This window comes from Micromonospora sp. DT44 (genome assembly GCF_049841635.1).
In the GTDB taxonomy this organism is placed as follows: Bacteria; Actinomycetota; Actinomycetes; order Mycobacteriales; family Micromonosporaceae; genus Micromonospora.
On the sequence record NZ_JBNCKS010000074.1, the window covers coordinates 1 to 15,520 of the forward strand.

Annotated in this window: 13 protein-coding genes and 1 pseudogene; 4 read left to right on the plus strand and 10 right to left on the minus strand. The window is 73.4% G+C overall.

Annotated features, from left to right (window positions below; translation table 11 throughout):
- The first annotated feature begins 883 nt into the window (after positions 1 to 883).
- Entirely contained in the window at positions 884 to 1,063 is a 180-nt protein-coding gene (locus ACLQ25_RS29300) for a hypothetical protein (protein ID WP_425733982.1), read from the plus strand.
- 39 nt (positions 1,064 to 1,102) lie between these two features.
- Here the strand turns inward: ACLQ25_RS29300 and ACLQ25_RS29305 are convergent, their stop codons facing one another.
- The 4 genes from ACLQ25_RS29305 to cobC form a co-directional block, all read right to left on the minus strand.
- Positions 1,103 to 1,321 (minus strand): hypothetical protein, encoded by a 219-nt coding sequence (locus ACLQ25_RS29305; protein WP_425733983.1) that lies wholly within the window; start codon positions 1,319 to 1,321, stop codon positions 1,103 to 1,105.
- A 245-nt stretch (positions 1,322 to 1,566) separates the two neighbouring features.
- Entirely contained in the window at positions 1,567 to 2,787 is a 1,221-nt protein-coding gene (gene cobA / locus ACLQ25_RS29310) for a uroporphyrinogen-III C-methyltransferase (protein ID WP_425733984.1), read from the minus strand.
- Between the two features lie 31 nt (positions 2,788 to 2,818).
- On the minus strand, positions 2,819 to 3,946 hold the full coding sequence (locus tag ACLQ25_RS29315) for a nicotinate-nucleotide--dimethylbenzimidazole phosphoribosyltransferase (RefSeq protein WP_425733999.1): 1,128 nt from the start codon (positions 3,944 to 3,946) through the stop codon (positions 2,819 to 2,821).
- Positions 3,946 to 5,028, minus strand: coding sequence for an Rv2231c family pyridoxal phosphate-dependent protein CobC (gene cobC, locus ACLQ25_RS29320; protein ID WP_425734000.1), 1,083 nt, complete (start codon positions 5,026 to 5,028; stop codon positions 3,946 to 3,948). Before cobC ends, ACLQ25_RS29315 begins: the two co-directional genes overlap by 1 nt.
- Before the next feature lie 122 nt (positions 5,029 to 5,150).
- Between cobC and ACLQ25_RS29325 the strand changes: the two genes are divergently transcribed.
- Positions 5,151 to 7,283, plus strand: coding sequence for a transglycosylase domain-containing protein (locus ACLQ25_RS29325; protein WP_425733985.1), 2,133 nt, complete (start codon positions 5,151 to 5,153; stop codon positions 7,281 to 7,283).
- A gap of 121 nt (positions 7,284 to 7,404) precedes the next feature.
- On the opposite strand, the gene ACLQ25_RS29330 is transcribed toward ACLQ25_RS29325, so the two are convergent.
- Both ACLQ25_RS29330 and ACLQ25_RS29335 read right to left on the minus strand, forming a co-directional pair.
- On the minus strand, positions 7,405 to 7,974 hold the full coding sequence (locus tag ACLQ25_RS29330; protein ID WP_425733986.1) for a GNAT family N-acetyltransferase: 570 nt from the start codon (positions 7,972 to 7,974) through the stop codon (positions 7,405 to 7,407).
- A complete protein-coding gene (locus ACLQ25_RS29335; RefSeq protein WP_425733987.1) occupies positions 7,971 to 9,368 on the minus strand; it encodes a cobyrinate a,c-diamide synthase in 1,398 nt (465 codons plus the stop codon). The genes ACLQ25_RS29330 and ACLQ25_RS29335 overlap by 4 nt, the downstream gene beginning before the upstream one ends.
- Before the next feature lie 173 nt (positions 9,369 to 9,541).
- On the opposite strand from ACLQ25_RS29335, the gene ACLQ25_RS29340 reads away from it, so the two are divergent.
- Positions 9,542 to 10,363 carry an SURF1 family protein gene (locus ACLQ25_RS29340; RefSeq protein WP_425733988.1) on the plus strand — a complete coding sequence of 274 codons (822 nt, stop codon included), beginning with the start codon at positions 9,542 to 9,544 and terminating at the stop codon, positions 10,361 to 10,363.
- Positions 10,364 to 10,417: 54 nt separating this feature from the next.
- Here ACLQ25_RS29340 and ACLQ25_RS29345 read toward each other — a convergent pair whose 3' ends face one another.
- The 4 genes and pseudogenes from ACLQ25_RS29345 to ACLQ25_RS29360 form a co-directional block, all read right to left on the minus strand.
- On the minus strand, positions 10,418 to 12,010 hold the full coding sequence (locus ACLQ25_RS29345) for an ATP-dependent DNA ligase (RefSeq protein ID WP_425733989.1): 1,593 nt from the start codon (positions 12,008 to 12,010) through the stop codon (positions 10,418 to 10,420).
- A gap of 110 nt (positions 12,011 to 12,120) precedes the next feature.
- A complete protein-coding gene (locus tag ACLQ25_RS29350; RefSeq protein WP_030333429.1) occupies positions 12,121 to 12,327 on the minus strand; it encodes a hypothetical protein in 207 nt (68 codons plus the stop codon).
- Positions 12,328 to 12,398: 71 nt separating this feature from the next.
- Positions 12,399 to 13,742 carry a dipeptidase gene (locus ACLQ25_RS29355; protein WP_425734001.1) on the minus strand — a complete coding sequence of 448 codons (1,344 nt, stop codon included), beginning with the start codon at positions 13,740 to 13,742 and terminating at the stop codon, positions 12,399 to 12,401.
- A pseudogene (locus ACLQ25_RS29360) lies at positions 13,735 to 14,552 on the minus strand (uridine kinase family protein); the annotation flags it as partial. The pseudogene ACLQ25_RS29360 and the gene ACLQ25_RS29355, both read right to left, overlap by 8 nt.
- A gap of 508 nt (positions 14,553 to 15,060) precedes the next feature.
- On the opposite strand from ACLQ25_RS29360, the gene ACLQ25_RS29365 reads away from it, so the two are divergent.
- The gene (locus tag ACLQ25_RS29365; protein ID WP_425734002.1) at positions 15,061 to 15,462 is read left to right on the plus strand and encodes a rhodanese-like domain-containing protein; all 402 of its coding nucleotides are present in this window, start codon (positions 15,061 to 15,063) and stop codon (positions 15,460 to 15,462) included.
- Positions 15,463 to 15,520: the final 58 nt, after the last annotated feature.

Sequence of the window (15,520 nt, forward strand, 5' to 3'; positions counted from 1 at the left end):
GCGACGGCTTCGGCGCCGGGTCACCGCCGCCAGCCGCCGGCTGCTTGCCAGATGAAGTGGACACGTACACAAGGATCCCCGATCCCCGCCCTCAGCAGGTCACCACCCCACTCACACGGGGTGTCTCACGCCATCCTGACCAAGAGGGCTACGAGCAACCGCACTCTGTGCGATGGCAAGGCTGGACCTGCCTCCGAGGGCCGTCCGATGGCGAGTCGTAAGGGATCGACTCGGTTCACCAGGCGTATTGGTACTGGTCGAGCTGAATCGCGCCCTGCGCAGATGTCCTCTCGACCAGTTGAGTGAGAGGCGAGATTGTGGGGCTCGTAGAACCGGGGCTCTGGATGGCGCTCCCTGGCGCTATAGCTGGTGTTGCTTCCTTGGCGTTCCGCCTGATCCGCGACAAGATCCATGCCGAGCGGGACAAGGCCATGCTTGAGATCGCGTTACGCGATGCGCGGCCTCGGGAACGCCGAGAGATTCTGGAAGGGCTGTCCGCCCTGCGCCCCACTTAACGCCCGGGTTCCTAATCAAGGCGAAGGGCCCGGGTGCAGATCGTTGATCTTGTCTGAGAGACGGCGTAGGAGGGGATAGCACTGACAGCGCGAGCCGTGGTGGGGTCTTGTGCAGGTCCGGTACGCTGGCCGGCAAGTGTCCGTCCCTCGTGGACGGGCGTCTGGTCCGCCCCCTAAATAGCGTCTTCTCGGTGCCGACGACCGGCGAGATGCGACCCCTAAGACTCTAAAGACTCTGCTGAATCGATGAGGGCCAGAGGAATACCTGGGATTCTGCGCAGTCGGCGCGGGGCCTCAGCCTTTGGCCTGTTCATCGGCCGAGCTGAGTCCTGCGTGCCTCGCTCGGTGTGAAGCGAGGAGACGCCATCGTGGGGCTCGCGAGTCTTGAGCCGTTCGTCGGAGCAAGCCCGTACGTCGTTGCTGCCGCAGTCGCCGTGCCGGTCACGGGAAAGATCATCATTACCGCCTTGGCCTTGCGGGGAACTGACCCGAAGGACCGGCCCGCCATCATCAAGGCGGTGGCCGAACTGTTCCGCTCGCGTCGGTGACGGTCAGCGTTGGGTGATGTGCAGGCCAGCGTCGAGCAGTTACTGCCCTAGCCGGGCTTCTTGCTCTGCCGCGACGCGCCGAATCTTGGCACGCACCCCGGGATCGTCGAGGTCTTTCAACACAACCGGCCCGTCTTCCGCCCACACCGCCTCGTCGCCCTGGTCCTTTGGTGCGAAGAAGGTGATCAACAGTTCGTCCGTGGACGCGAGAGGCAGCTGTGCTCGTACTTGGGTGGTCGCAGGCTTGGTGATTCGCACGTCTCATTGGACTCCTCTGGGCTGCCGGTTTTCGTGCCACACGACACCACCCTCGCGCCTGCCGTCGCCCCCCTGGGCGTCCTCTTCCCGTCCTCTGCGCGTCCTTTGCTCTGCTTCACTCCACGCAACACAAACGCCTCCGCGGTGTTGCGTCGGTTGAAGCAGAGCAAAGGACGCGAAGGGACCAGTCGGTCCTGCCGCCGGCACCATCCCAGGCTCCGCGCGCGCGGCAGCCGTGCGACCGATCACTCATCGAGGGCACCCACCACGTCGCCAACCACCACGACGGCGGGTGGACGGAAGTCGGCCGCCAACGCCTCGGCGGCCACCGCGTCGAGCGTCGAACGCAGCACGCGCTGTGCGCCCGTTGTGGCCTCCTGGACGACGGCGGCCGGCGTGCCCGGCGGCCGGCCGTGCGCGATCAGCGTCTCGGTGATGGCAGCGAGGTTCTTCAGCCCCATCAGGATCACCAGCGTGCCGCGCAGGCCGGCGAGGGCGTCCCAGCGCACCAGCGACGCGGGCGAGTCGGGCGCCACGTGCCCGGAGACCACGGTGAACTCGTGCGCGACCCCCCGGTGGGTGACCGGGATGCCGGCCGCGGCGGGCGCGGCGATCGAACTGGTCACCCCGGGGACCACGGTCACCGGCACGCCGGCCGCCGCGCAGGCCAGCAACTCCTCGCCGCCCCGACCGAAGACGTACGGGTCGCCGCCCTTCAGTCGCACCACGGCAGCGCCCGCCAGCGCGCGGTCGACCAGGATCTGGTTGATCTCCTCCTGGGCACGCGACGGGCCGTAGGGGATCTTCGAGGCGTCCACCAGCTCGACGTCGGGGCGCAGCTCGTCCAGGAGCAGGCCGGGCACCAGCCGGTCGGCGACCACCACGTCCGCCTCGGTGAGCAGCCGCCAACCCTTGACCGTGATCAGCTCCGGGTCACCCGGGCCGGCCCCGACGAGAGCCACCCGTCCGTCGGTCGCCTCGGCGTCGGGGCGTACCGCCGGCGGCGCGGCGTCGCGCACGGCCAGCAGGTCGCGGATGGCGTCGCGGACGCTCATCGCCCGGCGGGGGTCACCGCCGCCGAGCACCGCCACGGTGACCGGCCCCTGCCGGGTCACCGCCGGGGTCCAGGCGGTGGCGGCCGTCCGGTCGTCGGCGCGTACGCAGAAGATCCGCCGCTCGTCCGCGACGGCGCTGACCGCGGCCGCCGCGATCGGATCGTCGATCGCCACCTGGACCAGCCAGGCCCCGTCCAGGTCCTCGGGCACGAAGCGGCGCGGCACCCAGCGCAACCGACCCGCGTCGACCCGGGCCTGCAACGCCGGGGTCAGCTCCGGCGCCACCAGCAGGACGTCGGCACCGGCGTCCAGCAGCGCCGGCACGCGCCGGGTGGCGACCGCGCCGCCACCCACCACGACCACCCGCCGTCCGTCGAGCCGCAGACCAAGGGGGTACGGGTTCGCGCTCATCCGGCACCACCGGACCGCTTGCTGGAGGCGGTCACTTCTCGGCCACGCCGGCCGAGTCGAACGTGGCGACCTCGTGCAGCACCCGGACCGCGCCGGTGACCACCGGCAGCGCGAGCAGTGCGCCGGTGCCCTCGCCGAGGCGCAGCCCCAGATCGATGAGCGGGTCGAGGCCGAGGTGTCGCAACGCCACCGTCGCGCCGGGCTCCGCCGAGCGGTGTCCGGCGACCATGGCGGCGACCGCGTCCGGCGCGAACGCGGCGGCGGCGAGCGCGGCGGACACCGCGATCACCCCGTCCAGCAGGACCGGCGTACGGCGGGCGGCGGCACCGAGGATCAGCCCGGCCAGGGCGGCGTGCTCCAGGCCGCCGACGGCGGCGAGCACACCCAGCGGGTCCGCCGGGTCGGGCGTGTGCCGGGCCAACGCGGCCCGCACCACGGCCACCTTGTGGGCGTACGTCGCATCGTCCACACCGGTGCCCCGACCCGTGGAGTCGAGCGGGTCGACGCCGGTGAACGCGGCGATCAGCGCGGCGGCCGGGGTGGTGTTGCCGATGCCCATGTCCCCGGTGAGCAGGATGCCGGCGCCGGCGTCGATCAGCTCGTCGGCGACCCGGACGCCGGTCAGGACCGCCGCCAGCGCCTCGTCCCGGGTGAGCGCGGCGGTCACCGCGAGGTCCCGGGTGCCCCGCCGCACGGACGCGTCGATCAGCCGCGGCGCGCCCAGGTCCGACGCGGGCGCGGCGGGGCCGGCGGGATCGGCGGGATCGGCGGGATCGGCGGGATCGGCCGACTCGGGCGCGGGCAGTGGGTGGGCCACCCCGACGTCGACCACGGTGACCGACGCGCCGGCCTGCCGGGCGAAGGCGTTGACGACCGCGCCGCCGGCCAGGAAGTTGCCGATCATCTGGGCGGTGACCTCCTGCGGCCACGGGGTGACTCCCTGGGCGTGCACCCCGTGGTCGCCCGCGAAGATCGCCACGGCGGCGGGCTCGGGCACCGGCGGCGGGCAGGTCCCGGCCAGCCCGGCGAGGCGTACCGACAGGTCCTCCAGCAGGCCCAGCGAGCCCGGCGGCTTGGTCAGCCGGCCGTGCAGCTCGCGGGCAGCTGCCATCGCCGCCTCGTCGAGTGGCCGGATCGCCGACGTCGTGGTCTCCAGCATCATGCCTCCATGATCTCGCGCAGCACCGCGATGAACGCGTCGGTGGTGTCTTGGTCGCGTACCGCCACGCGCAGCCAGTCCGGGCCCAGCCCGGGAAAGGTGTCGCCCCGGCGGACCGCCCAGCCCCGGTCGCGCAGGGCGGCCCGTACCCGGGTCGCGTCGGGCAGGCGCAGCAGGACGAACGCGCTGGCGGGGCGGCCGGCGACGCGTACACCCGGCAGGTCGGACAGGCGGGCGACCAGGTGGTCGCGGTCGGCGGCGAGTTCGGCGGCGATCGCGCGTTCGGCCTGGACCGCGACGGGCGTGGCGCAGGCCTCGGCGGCGGCCAGCGCGGGCGTGGAGACGGCCCAGAGCGGCTGGACGGCGGCCAGGCGGGACAGCAGGGTGGCGTCGCCGAGCAGGTAACCGATCCGCAGACCGGCCAGGCCCCAGGTCTTGGTGAGGCTGCGCAGGACGAGCAGCCCGGGCAGGTCGCGCCGCTCGGCGAGCGACTCCGGTTCGCCGGTGTCCGCGCCGCCGGTGGTGTCGGCGAACGCCTCGTCGACGACCAGCACCCGGCCGGGACGGGCGAGCGCGGCGATGGTCCGCGCGGGGTGCAGCACCGATGTGGGGTTGGTCGGGTTGCCGATCATGACCAGGTCCGCGTCGGCGGGCACGAGGGATTCGTCGAGGCGGAAGCCGTCGGCCTGGTCCAGCAGCACCCGCTCGACCGTGTGCCCGGCGGCCCGCAGCGCCGCCTCCGGCTCGGTGAACTGCGGGTGCACCACCACGGGACGGCGCACGCCGCGCAGCGCCTGGGCGATGAGCACGAAGCCCTCGGCGGCCCCGGCGGTGAGCAGTACCTCGTCCGGGTGACGCCGGTGCCGGGCGGCGACGGCGGCGCGGGCCGGGGCCACATCCGGGTAGCGGGCCAGGTCGGTGAGAGTGGCGGCGATCGGGGCGGCCAACCAGGTCGGTAGCGGCGCCCGGCGGACGTTGACGGCGAGGTCGACCAACCCGGCGCTGGCCTCGGCGTCGCCGTGGTGCGCCAGGTCGGGCTCGGCGTCGACGAACGGCGACACCCCCCACGGCTGATCACGCATGTCCGCGATCCTGCCGGGAAGGTGGCCGGCGGGACAGTCGATGTCGACGTAAGCCATGTCACCACCTCGCGGGTTTATGAGTTCTTCTCATGTACGAATCGGAAATGTCATAACTTTGCGACGTGAGCAACCGACTCCTTGCTGCCGCCGGTCGTCTCGTTCCTCTCCTGCGCGCCGGACTCATCGCCGGCATCGTGATCGCTGCCGCCGCCTACCCGCTGGTCGCCCTCACCGGGCTCGGCGCGAAGGCCACCGCGCACGCCACGGAGCAGAAGACCCGGCTGCTGACCAAAGCCCTGCCCGCCGAGACCTCCTACCTGTACGCCCCGGACGGCAAGACCGTGCTGACCATGTTCTACGAGGAGTACCGGCAGTACACGAAGCTGTCGGACATGTCGCCGAACATCCAGCAGGCGATCGTCGCCGCCGAGGACTCCCGCTTCTACCAGCACCACGGCGTCGACCCGAAGGGCGTGGCCCGCGCCTTCGTGGCCAACGCCCACTCCAGCGGGGTGTCCCAGGGCGCGTCGACGCTGACCATGCAGTACGTCCGGATGGCCCTGCGGGACAGCGCCACCACCCCCAAGGAGGTCCAGGAGGCTACCCAGCAGACCAGCCTGCGCAAGGTCAAGGAGATGCGCATGGCGCTGGACCTGGAGAAGGAGATGAGCAAGGAAGACATCATGGAGCGCTACCTGAACTCGGCGTACTTCGGTCACCGGGCGTACGGAATCTACGCGGCCAGCGAGATCTTCTTCTCCAAAACCCCGAAGGACCTCACCCCGGTCGAGGCCGCCACCCTCGCCGGGCTCGTCAAGTCCCCATCCGAGTACGACCCGGCCGACTCCGACCAGAAGGAGGCCACCGGGCGGCGCAACTACGTCCTGGACCGGATGAGCCAGCTCGGTTACCTGTCCCCCGACTCGGCCGCCGCCGCGAAGTCCGAGCCGATCCGGCTGAAGCTCACCACCCCACCGAGCGACTGCGCCTCGATCATCGAGAAGTACCAGAGCTGGGGCTTCGCCTGCGACTACGTGAAGAACTGGTGGAGCGCCCAACCGGCGTTCGGCAGCAACCGCCTCGAACGGATGGACAAGCTGCGCCGGGGCGGCTACCGGATCGTGCTCAGCCTCGACCAGAAGGTCCAGGAGGCGGCCGAGAAGAACGTCGGCGCGAAGGAGGGCACCGGCAGTCCGTTCGCCAACGGCATCGTGGTCTCCGAACCGGGCACCGGGCGGGTCAAGGCGATGGCGGTCAACCGGAACTACTCCCTGGACCTGGCCGACAATCCACCCAGCTCCAATCCCGAGGCCGGGCCGAAGGTGAAGGCCAACTACCCGAACACGGTGGCGCCGCTGCTCGGCGGCGGGGACCTGCCCGGCTACCAGGCCGGATCGACGTTCAAGATGTTCCCGATGCTGGCCGCGCTGGACTCCGGGATGACGCTCTCCACCTCGTTCAACGCCCCGTACCGCTACAAGTCGTCCGTCTACGACGGCTGGGCGCCGTCGAACGCCAGCGGCGCGATGACCGGCCAGCAGACCATGTGGTCGGGCTTCGGCAAATCCGTCAACACGTACTTCGTGTGGCTGGAGGAGAAGGTGGGCGCGGAGAAGGCGGTCCGGCTCGCCGAGCAGCTCGGCCTGCGCTGGCGCACCGACGTCGACCGGGAGCAGGCGTCACCGGGCAAGGCCAACAAGTGGGGCGCGTTCACCCTCGGCGTCTCCGACGCCACCCCGCTGGAGATGGCGAACGCCTACGCGGCCATCGCGGCCGACGGCCGCTACTGCGAGGCGATACCCGTGCAGGCGATCATGAACCGCGACGGCACACCGGCCACGTACACCACGCCGGGCGGCATCCAGCGCGAGGTGGCGAAGCCCCGCTGCCGCCAGGTGGTCAGCGCCGACGCCGCCCGCGCGGCCACCGACGCCGCCCGCTGCCCGACCGGGGACACCCCGGCACGCGGTGGCTGCGGCGGCTGGTCGACGGCCGACAGCGTCCGGGGTACGGTCGGCCGCCCGGTCGCCGGCAAGACGGGTACCACCGACAGCACCCGGTCCGCCTGGTTCGTCGGGTTCACGCCGGAGCTGGCCGCGGCGAGCTTCATCTCCGACCCGGACAACCCGTTCAACGCGGTCGGCGACGGGCAGTCCCAGATCCCCATCGCGGCGGTGGCGCAGACACTGCGCGACGGCCTCAAGGGCACACCGACCCGCCAGTTCACGCCACCCTCGGACGCCATCGTCGGCTGACGGCGAGGTTCAGCACAGGTCCGCCAGGCGGCGGGGTTCAGCGCAGGACCGCCAGGCGGCGGGGTTCAGCGCAGGACCGCCAGGCGGCGGGGTTCAGCGCAGGACCGCCAGGCGGCGGGGGTCAGCGCAGGTCCGCCGCCACGAACGACCAGACTTCGAGGTCGACCCGGCCACCGCCGACGAAGCCGGCGTTGCGTAACAGGCCCTCGTAGGTGAAGCCGGCCTTCTCGGCGACCCGACGGGACGCCAGGTTGCCGGGCGCGACCCGCAGCTCGACCCGCTGGAAACCGTGCTCCAGGATCAACGCGATGGCCACCGCGTCCACCGCCTCGGCGGCCAGGCCGAAGCCCCGGGCGTGGGGGGCCATCGCGTAGGAGACCTCGGTGAGGCGGGCACCCCAGTCGGTGCGCCGGGTCCAGAGGGAGCCGACCACCTGGTCGTCCTCCCGGCGGGTCACCGCGTAGTGGTCGCCCTCGCCGCTGTCGCGTCGCTGCCGGGCCAGGTCGGTGCACCAGGCGTGCCCGTCGATCGGACCGGAGTCGCCGGGCAGCGGCAGCCAACGCCGGGTCAGCTTGTCGGCGAAGATCTCGCCGGCCGCCTCCGCGTCGGCCGCGGTGAGCCGGCGCACCTCCGTACGCGGGGTGGAGACGGTCAACGCCGGAAATCGGCGGACCGCCAACTCACCGATCACGCCGGCACCACCGGCGGTGACACCGCCTCGGCTGCTGGCTCGCCCACCGCCGCCGCCACCACCCGGGCGGCGGTCGCCGGATGACCGGCCCAGTGCAGGGTGAGTTGCGAGGCGTGCACGTTGCGCCAGACGAACCCCTCCGGCGTTCCGCCCTCCCACCTCCACGCCGGCCGCTGACCGGCGCGCGGGGTGAGCACCGCCCGGTGCTCCTTGTGCCCGACGACCACCGTGCCGCTCGCGGCGACCACGCTGTCGGTCTCGGCGGTCGCCTCCCGGTAGCCCACCACCAGACCGTCGCGGCTCGCGCCCACCGCGTCCAGCACACCGCACATCGGCAGCCCGTCCAGCTCCCGGGCCAGCCAGAGCAGGCCGGCGCCCTCGGCGACCACCGGCCGGCCGGTACGCGCCAACTCGGCCACCGCGATGCAGAGCCGACGGTTGGCCGACAGCTGCTCCGCGTACGCCTCGGGTAGCGCTCCCCCGACGACCAGCGCCCGCGTACCGACGGGCAGGGCCTCGTCGCGCAGCGGGTCGACCGTGACCACCTCGGCGCCGGCCCCCGTCAGCAGCTCCGCGGTCTCCGGATGGCTGAAGCTGCCACCCGGACCGCCCGCCACCGCGACCAGCGGACGCTGCGCCGGCACGACCAGCTCACCGAGCGCGTCCCCCGGCGACCAGGCCGCCGCCGGCAGGGGCGGAGCGGAACGGGCCAGCCCGAGCAGACGTTCCAGGTCGACAGTGGCGGCGACGGCCTCACCCAGGCGACGCACCGCGCGGACGGCGTCGGCCGAGGAGTCGACGACCGGCGCGACCCCGTGCCGGCGGGACGGCAGCACGGCCGGCAGATCCTGGCGGCGCAGTGCGCCGTAGACGGGCACACCCACGTCGTCCAATGCCTCGCGCAACATGCTCTCGTGCCGCGACGACGCCACCCGGTTGAGGATCACCCCGCCCAACCACAACTGCTCGTCGTACGAGCGGAAACCGTGCACCAGGGCGGCCACCGACTGACCCATCGCGGCCACGTCGACCACCAGCACCACCGGGCTGCGCAGCGCCGCCGCGGCGGCGGCCGTGGACTCCTGCTCCGGGCGGCCGCCCACCGAGTCGTACAGGCCCATGCTGCCCTGCACGACCGCGAGTCCGGCACCGGCGGCACCGTGCGCTACCAGCGGGGCGAGCCGGTCGACGCCGACCAGCCGGGGATCGATCACCCGGCCCGGGCGACCGGCGGCGAGGCCGAGGTACGCGGCGTCGACGGGGTCCGGGCCGAGCTTGAACCCGGCGACGTCGACACCCCGCTCGGCCAGGGCGGCGAGCAGCCCGATCGCCAGCGCGTTCTTTCCGTGCCCGGAGGACGGCGCGCTGAGCACCAGGCGCGGCACGACGGTCATCATCGACTCCTCGCGGGCGGCGGCGGGTACGCGACGGACAACCGAGGGGGTCGATCCGTCGGCGTGACGATACTCGCCCGGACCGACGGGCGAGCACCGCCAACCGGGGGTCGGCGGACCGTCCCGGCCCGGTCGCGGTGAGTGGCCCCGGTCATACGGGTAGCCTCGGTGCCGTGTACCGGTTCCTGCTGAGCCCACGCTGGTTGGGCGCCCTCGCGCTGACGCTGGTCGCCGCCGCCGTCATGGTGTGGCTCGGCAACTGGCAGCTGGACCGCTACCGAGGTCGTACCGAGATCAACGAGCGGATCGACGCGGGCGAGCGGATGGCCCCGGCGCCCCTGGCCGACGCGTTCCGCCCGCCGGCCGGCGGCCCCGGCACCGCCGGTCCGGCTCCCGCGAAGGACCGGGTCTGGACCCGCGTCACCGCCACCGGCCGGTACGACACGTCGAACACCGTCCTGGTCCGGGGCCGGACGGTCGACAGCCGGGTCGGCTTCGAGGTGCTCACCCCGCTCGTGCTCGCCGATGGCACCGCGCTGCTGGTGGACCGGGGCTGGATCCCGCCCGCGCCGGGCGGCGCGACCGCCCAGCCGGCGGTGCCCACCCCGCCCGGCGGCGACGTGACGGTCAACGGCCGGGTGCACGAGACCGAGAGCGGCGCCGGCGCGGTGGACCGCCGCGACGGGCGGCTGGAGACGCGCCGGATCGCCGTACCGCGGCTGGCCCGTGAGCTGCCCTATCCGGTCTACGGCGGCTACCTGCTGCTGGACGAGCAGACCCCGGCCGCCGACCCGGCGTTCAAGGCCGTTCCGGTCGGGCACACCAACAACTGGCAGAACTTCGGCTACGTCGTGCAGTGGTGGCTGTTCGCCGCGATGGCGATCTTCGGCTACGGCTGGGTGGCCCGCCGCGAGGCACGCCGGGCCGCCGGCCTCGATGGCGGGCCCGCCCCGCTGGACCGGGCGGCCGAGCCGACGCCCAGCGCCTCCGCCTGACCCCGCCCTGCCCGCCTGGACCGGCGTCAGCCGGTGGGCTGGCCCCGACCGACGTCAGCCGGTGGCCCGGCCCGCGTGGATGGCGCGGACGGCGTCGATGGTGTCGGCCTCGGCGGCGGACTTGTCGTCCCGGTAGCGCACCACGCGGGCGAACCGCAGCGCCATCCCACCCGGATAGCGGGTGCTCGTCTGCACCCCGTCGAACGCGATCTCCACGACCTGCTCGGGGCGTACCCGGACCACCCAGTCGCCGCGCTCGACGGCGAGGCCGAGGAACCGCTCGGTCTGCCACCGCAGCAGCTCGTCGGTGAGCCCCTTGAACGTCTTGCCCAGCATCACGAAGTCGCCGGTGCGCGGGTCACGGGCGCCGAGGTGCAGGTTGGAGAGCCAGCCCTTGCGCCGGCCGCTGCCCCACTCCACGGCGAGCACCACCAGGTCGAGGGTGTGTCGGGGTTTGACCTTGACCCAGGCCGCCCCACGACGGCCGGCGTCGTAGGGGGCGTCCGGCGCCTTGACCACCACGCCCTCCTGGCCCGCGTCGAGGGCGGCGGCGAACGCCGCGCCGGCCTGCTCCGGACCGTCGACCTCCATCCGACCGACCAGCAGTGACGCGTCCACCGCGTCGGCGAGCGCGGCCCACCGCTGGTGGCCGGGCAGGTCGATCAGATCCTCACCATCGAGGTGCAGCAGGTCGAAGAAGTACGGGGTGAGCACCGTCGTGCCGGTGCTGGCGGCGGCCGCGAGCACCGCCGGGGCGACCGGCGTACGGCCGGTGGTGCTCGGTGTGGTGCGCCGGGCGGCCCGGCTGGAGGTCTGCTGGAACGGCAGCGGACGGCCTGTCTCGTCCAGACCGATCGCCTCGCCGTCGAGCACCAGCTCCCGGCCGGGCAGGGCGCGAACCGCCGCGACGACCTCGGGCACGCGGCTGGTGATCTCGTCGAGGCTGCGGGTGAACACGGCGATGTCGGCGCCGGAGCGGTGCACCTGGATGCGGATGCCGTCGAGCTTCACGTCGACCACGGCGGGCGTCCCGGTCGCGGCCAACGCCTCATCGACTGAGGGGGCGCTCTGGGCGAGCATCGGCGCGAGTGGCCGGCCGACCCGCAGGCCGAAACCGGCCAGCTCTGCGGCACCTCCGCGCAGCGCGGCCACCGCCACGGCCCGCAGGTCACCGGCGAGCAGCAGGGCACGGCGGACGGTGGCGACCGGCACCTCGGCCGCCTGGGCCACGGCATCGGCGAGCAGCCCGGCCTGCGCGCCCTGGCGCAGTTCACCACCGAACAGGCCGGTCAGCAGCCGTTGCTCGTCGGCGGTGGCCGCCGCGTAGAGGGCGCCGAGCAGAGCGCGGCGGCGGGCCTGCGCCCCCGAGCCGTGCACAGCGGCGATCTGGGCGATGGCCGCGTCGACGGCGGCCACGGTCAGGGTCGGCTCGACGGCCGGCGCGGGCAGGTCACGCAGGCTCGCGTAGCCCACGCCGGTCTGGCGTTGCCGCAGCTCACCGGCGAGATAGCCGGCACCGGGCTCCACCTCGGCCGGGTCGAGCCGGCGCAGCGCGTCGGCGAGCAGCTCCACCTTGGCCCGCCGGCCGTTGGTGGCGCCCACGGCGGCGGAGGTGGCCGCCAGGTCGATGAACCGCACGAGGCTCATCCTGCCAGTCACCTCCGACACCGCCCGGGCATTGCCGTGCCCGGGCGGTGTCGGCGCGGTGCCGCAGCCCGCTGGCCCTGTTTCTCAAGGCACTTAAGGGGCGGCGGGAATCAGGCGGAGACGGGCTCCTCGATGCGCAACCCTCGGGCGCGGACCTCACCGGCCACCCGGGAGAGCACCGAGTCGAGGGCGACCAGGGCGGCGGAGAGCTCACCGAGCTGTTCGTTGAGCGTGTCCTCGGACCACGCGGAGACGTCGACGTCCCCCAGTGCGCTGACGGCGGCCCCCAACCGGGCCATCACCTCGTTCGTACTCATGTTCGAAAGCCTATAACAATCCCATCGACGACACGCCGTGAACACGCAGTTCAGGCGCAAACTTGCCGTTATCACTCCGCCGCGGCGGCCACCTTGCCCAGCAGCAGCGCCTCGGCCAGGCAGACCTTGGCGAACTCGCCGAGGTGCAGGCTCTCGTTCGGACCGTGCGCGCGGGCGTGCGGGTCCTCCACGCCGGTCACCAGGATCGCCGCCTGCGGGAACATCTCCTGGAACGTGGCGATGAACGGGATCGAGCCGCCGACGCCGATGTCCACCGGCTCGGTGCCGTCCCAGGCCGCCTGGAACGCCGAGCGGGCGGCGTCGAACATCGGCCCGGACGCGTCGATCACGCACGGGTCGCCGTCGTGCTCGAAGGTGACCGTCACCTGCGCGCCCCACGGCGCGTGCTTCTCCAGGTGGGCGCGCACCGCCGCGTACGCCCGCTTGGGGTCGTCGCCTGGGGCGAGACGGACGCTGAGCTTCGCCTTCGCGGCCGGCACCAGGGCGTTCGGGGCCTCACCGGTGGCCGGGGCGTCGATCCCGAGCACCGCCAGCGCCGGCTTGGTCCAGAGCCGGTCGGTGAGCCGGCCGGTACCGATGAACTGCACACCCTCGGCCAGCCCGGCCTCGGCGCGTACCCGGTCCTCCGGGTAGTCGACGGCGGCGCCCACCCGGCCGACCAGCCCGTCCACCGCCACGTCACCGGCGTCGTCGTGCAGGGTCGCCAGCAGCCGGACCAGCGCGGTCAACGCGTCCGGGATGGCACCGCCGAACATGCCGCTGTGCACGGCGTGGTCCAGCGTGCGCACCTCGACGAAGCAGTTGACGATGCCGCGCAGCGAGGTGGTCAGCGCCGGTACACCGATGTCCCAGTTGCCCGAGTCGGCGATCACGATGACGTCCGAGGCGATCTCGTCGCGGTGCTCGACGAGCAGCCGCTCCAACGAGTCGGAGCCGAACTCCTCCTCGCCCTCGATGAACAGCACCACACCGACCGGCAGAGCGTCCCCGTACGCCCGCAGGGCCGCGACGTGCGCCATGATGCCGGCCTTGTCGTCGGCCGCGCCCCTGCCGTACAGGCGGCCGTCGCGCTCCACCGGCTCGAACGGGTCGGACTCCCACAGCGACCGGTCGCCGACCGGCTGCACGTCGTGGTGGGCGTAGAGCAGCACGGTGGGCGCGCCGGGCGGGGCCGCGCGACGGCCGATCACGGCCGGCTGCCCGCCGGAACGCACGATGTCGACGTCCAGGCCGCAGCCGCGCAGCAACTCGGCGACCGCCTCGGCGGAACGCTCGACGTGCGAGTGGTCGAAGCCGTCGAAGGCGATGCCGGGGATACGGACGAGGCGTTCGAGGTCGGCCCGGACGCCGGGCATCTCCCGCTCGACGGCGGCCCGTACCTCGGACTCGGTCATGATCGGTGAGGTCATGACCGGCATCGTATGCCGGCCTTACCCAGGCCAGCCGGCGGAGCCCGCACCCGCAGCGGGGACCCGGACGAAGTAGCGCGACGCGTCGAGCGGCAGCGTCGGCGCGCCGTCGACCACCAGGTCGGCGTGCCCGGAAGTGTCGTCGGCGGTGAAGTGCGCCCGCTCACCGACCTGCCAGCGGCGCAACTCCGGCAGGATCTCCGACCCGTCCCGCTCCATCGCGCGGGCCAGCCGCAGCGGCGCGGGCGCGGTCACGAAGACGGCGAGGGTCAGCTCCGGCCGGACGACGGCACGCGCCGCGCTGACCCCCTCCACGATCAGCACCGGCGTCACCGGCACCGGCACCGGGCGGGGCAGGAAAGATCGCCGTACCCAGCTGTACCGCCGGTACGCGCCCGGCTCACCCTGGCGCAGCCGGGCCAGCACCTCGCCGTCGAGCCGGGGCCAGAAGGTCAACTGGTCGTCCCAGCCGTCGAGCAGGTCGTCGGTGTGCACCACGGGCGGCCGCCCGCCGGGCAGCGCCGCCAGGGCGTCCGCGAGGTGCGCCGCGAACCGGCTCTTGCCCGCGCCGCTCGGCCCGTCGACAGCGACCAGCCGGGTCCGTCCCAACCGCGCCGGGCCCGCGAGCACCCGGCGCGCCACCTCGGCGTAGGCCTCGACGACTGCCACCGGTGCCACCTGCGCGGCGGAACCCTCGGTCGGCCCGCCGGCGTCGTTTCGGTGTCGAAGGGTGCCGGGCTCACGCAGCGGCGGGCCCTTACGGCCGAGCGGTCCCCTGGCGACGAGTCCGTGCACGAGCGCAGTATGCCCCTCCCCTGGTCCACGCTCGCCAGGCTGGGCGCCCCGGGCCCGGCTGGCCCGGCCTGGCCCGGCGCGGTCTGGCCCGGCGCGGTCCGGCCCGGCGCGGTCCGGCCCGGCGCGGTCCGGCCCGGCGCGGTCTGGCCCGGCGCGGTCCGGCCTGGCCCGGCTGGCCCGGCTGGCCCGGGTCTGGCCTGGCCCGGGTCTGGCCTGGCCCGGGTCTGGCCTGGCCCGGGTCTGGCCTGGCCCGGGTCTGGCCTGGCCCGGTCTGGCCGTGATCGACTCGGTTTCACGGATATCGCTCTCTCCCGCCGCCACAACACCCCGACCTCACGGAAACCGAGTCGATCACGCCGGTCCCGGCCGGGTGACACGTCTGGCCGGGCCTGTTGGGGCGGCCATTCTCACGTCCGGGGGAATTGGGGTGGCGAGGGGTGACGGGCGGTCCGTTCGGCGCGCGAGCCGGTAGCCGAGTCGGCATGATCGGGTGGTGCTCCGAGACGTGATGAGCCCCGGCATCGACGCCCTGCTCGAACAGGCCCGCGCCGGGCTGCACCGACTGACTCCACAGCAGACCGTCGAGGCGGTCCGCGGTGGCGCTCTGCTTGTCGACACCCGTACCGACACACAGCGCCGCGAACAGGGTGACCTTCCCGGGGCGGTCGTCATCGACCGCACGGTGTTGGAGTGGCGGCTCGACCCGGCCAGCGCCTGGCGCATCCCGGAGGCCACCGCGTACGACCGGGAGATCATCGTGGCGTGCCGCCAGGGCTACAGCTCCAGCCTGGCCGCCGCGAGCCTCCAGACCCTCGGGCTGCGCCGGGCCACCGACATGATCGGCGGCGTCGACGCGTGGCTGGCCGCCGGCCTGCCCACCACCGACCGCCCCGCCGACATCCGCCTCTGACCCGCCCGCTATCCCACCCCGCCGATCATGAAGTTGTGGTGGCGGACGTAGGGGACCA

Bases quoted from the DNA above. Each gene is read 5' to 3' on its own strand.
- cobA (WP_425733984.1), bottom strand. From the start codon at position 2,787: ATGAGCGCGAACCCGTACCCCCTTGGTCTGCGGCTCGACGGACGGCGG.
- ACLQ25_RS29315 (WP_425733999.1), bottom strand. From the start codon at position 3,946: ATGCTGGAGACCACGACGTCGGCGATCCGGCCACTCGACGAGGCGGCG.
- cobC (WP_425734000.1), bottom strand. From the start codon at position 5,028: ATGCGTGATCAGCCGTGGGGGGTGTCGCCGTTCGTCGACGCCGAGCCC.
- ACLQ25_RS29335 (WP_425733987.1), bottom strand. From the start codon at position 9,368: ATGACCGTCGTGCCGCGCCTGGTGCTCAGCGCGCCGTCCTCCGGGCAC.
- ACLQ25_RS29345 (WP_425733989.1), bottom strand. From the start codon at position 12,010: ATGAGCCTCGTGCGGTTCATCGACCTGGCGGCCACCTCCGCCGCCGTG.
- ACLQ25_RS29350 (WP_030333429.1), bottom strand. From the start codon at position 12,327: ATGAGTACGAACGAGGTGATGGCCCGGTTGGGGGCCGCCGTCAGCGCA.
- ACLQ25_RS29355 (WP_425734001.1), bottom strand. From the start codon at position 13,742: ATGACCGAGTCCGAGGTACGGGCCGCCGTCGAGCGGGAGATGCCCGGC.
- ACLQ25_RS29365 (WP_425734002.1), top strand. From the start codon at position 15,061: ATGAGCCCCGGCATCGACGCCCTGCTCGAACAGGCCCGCGCCGGGCTG.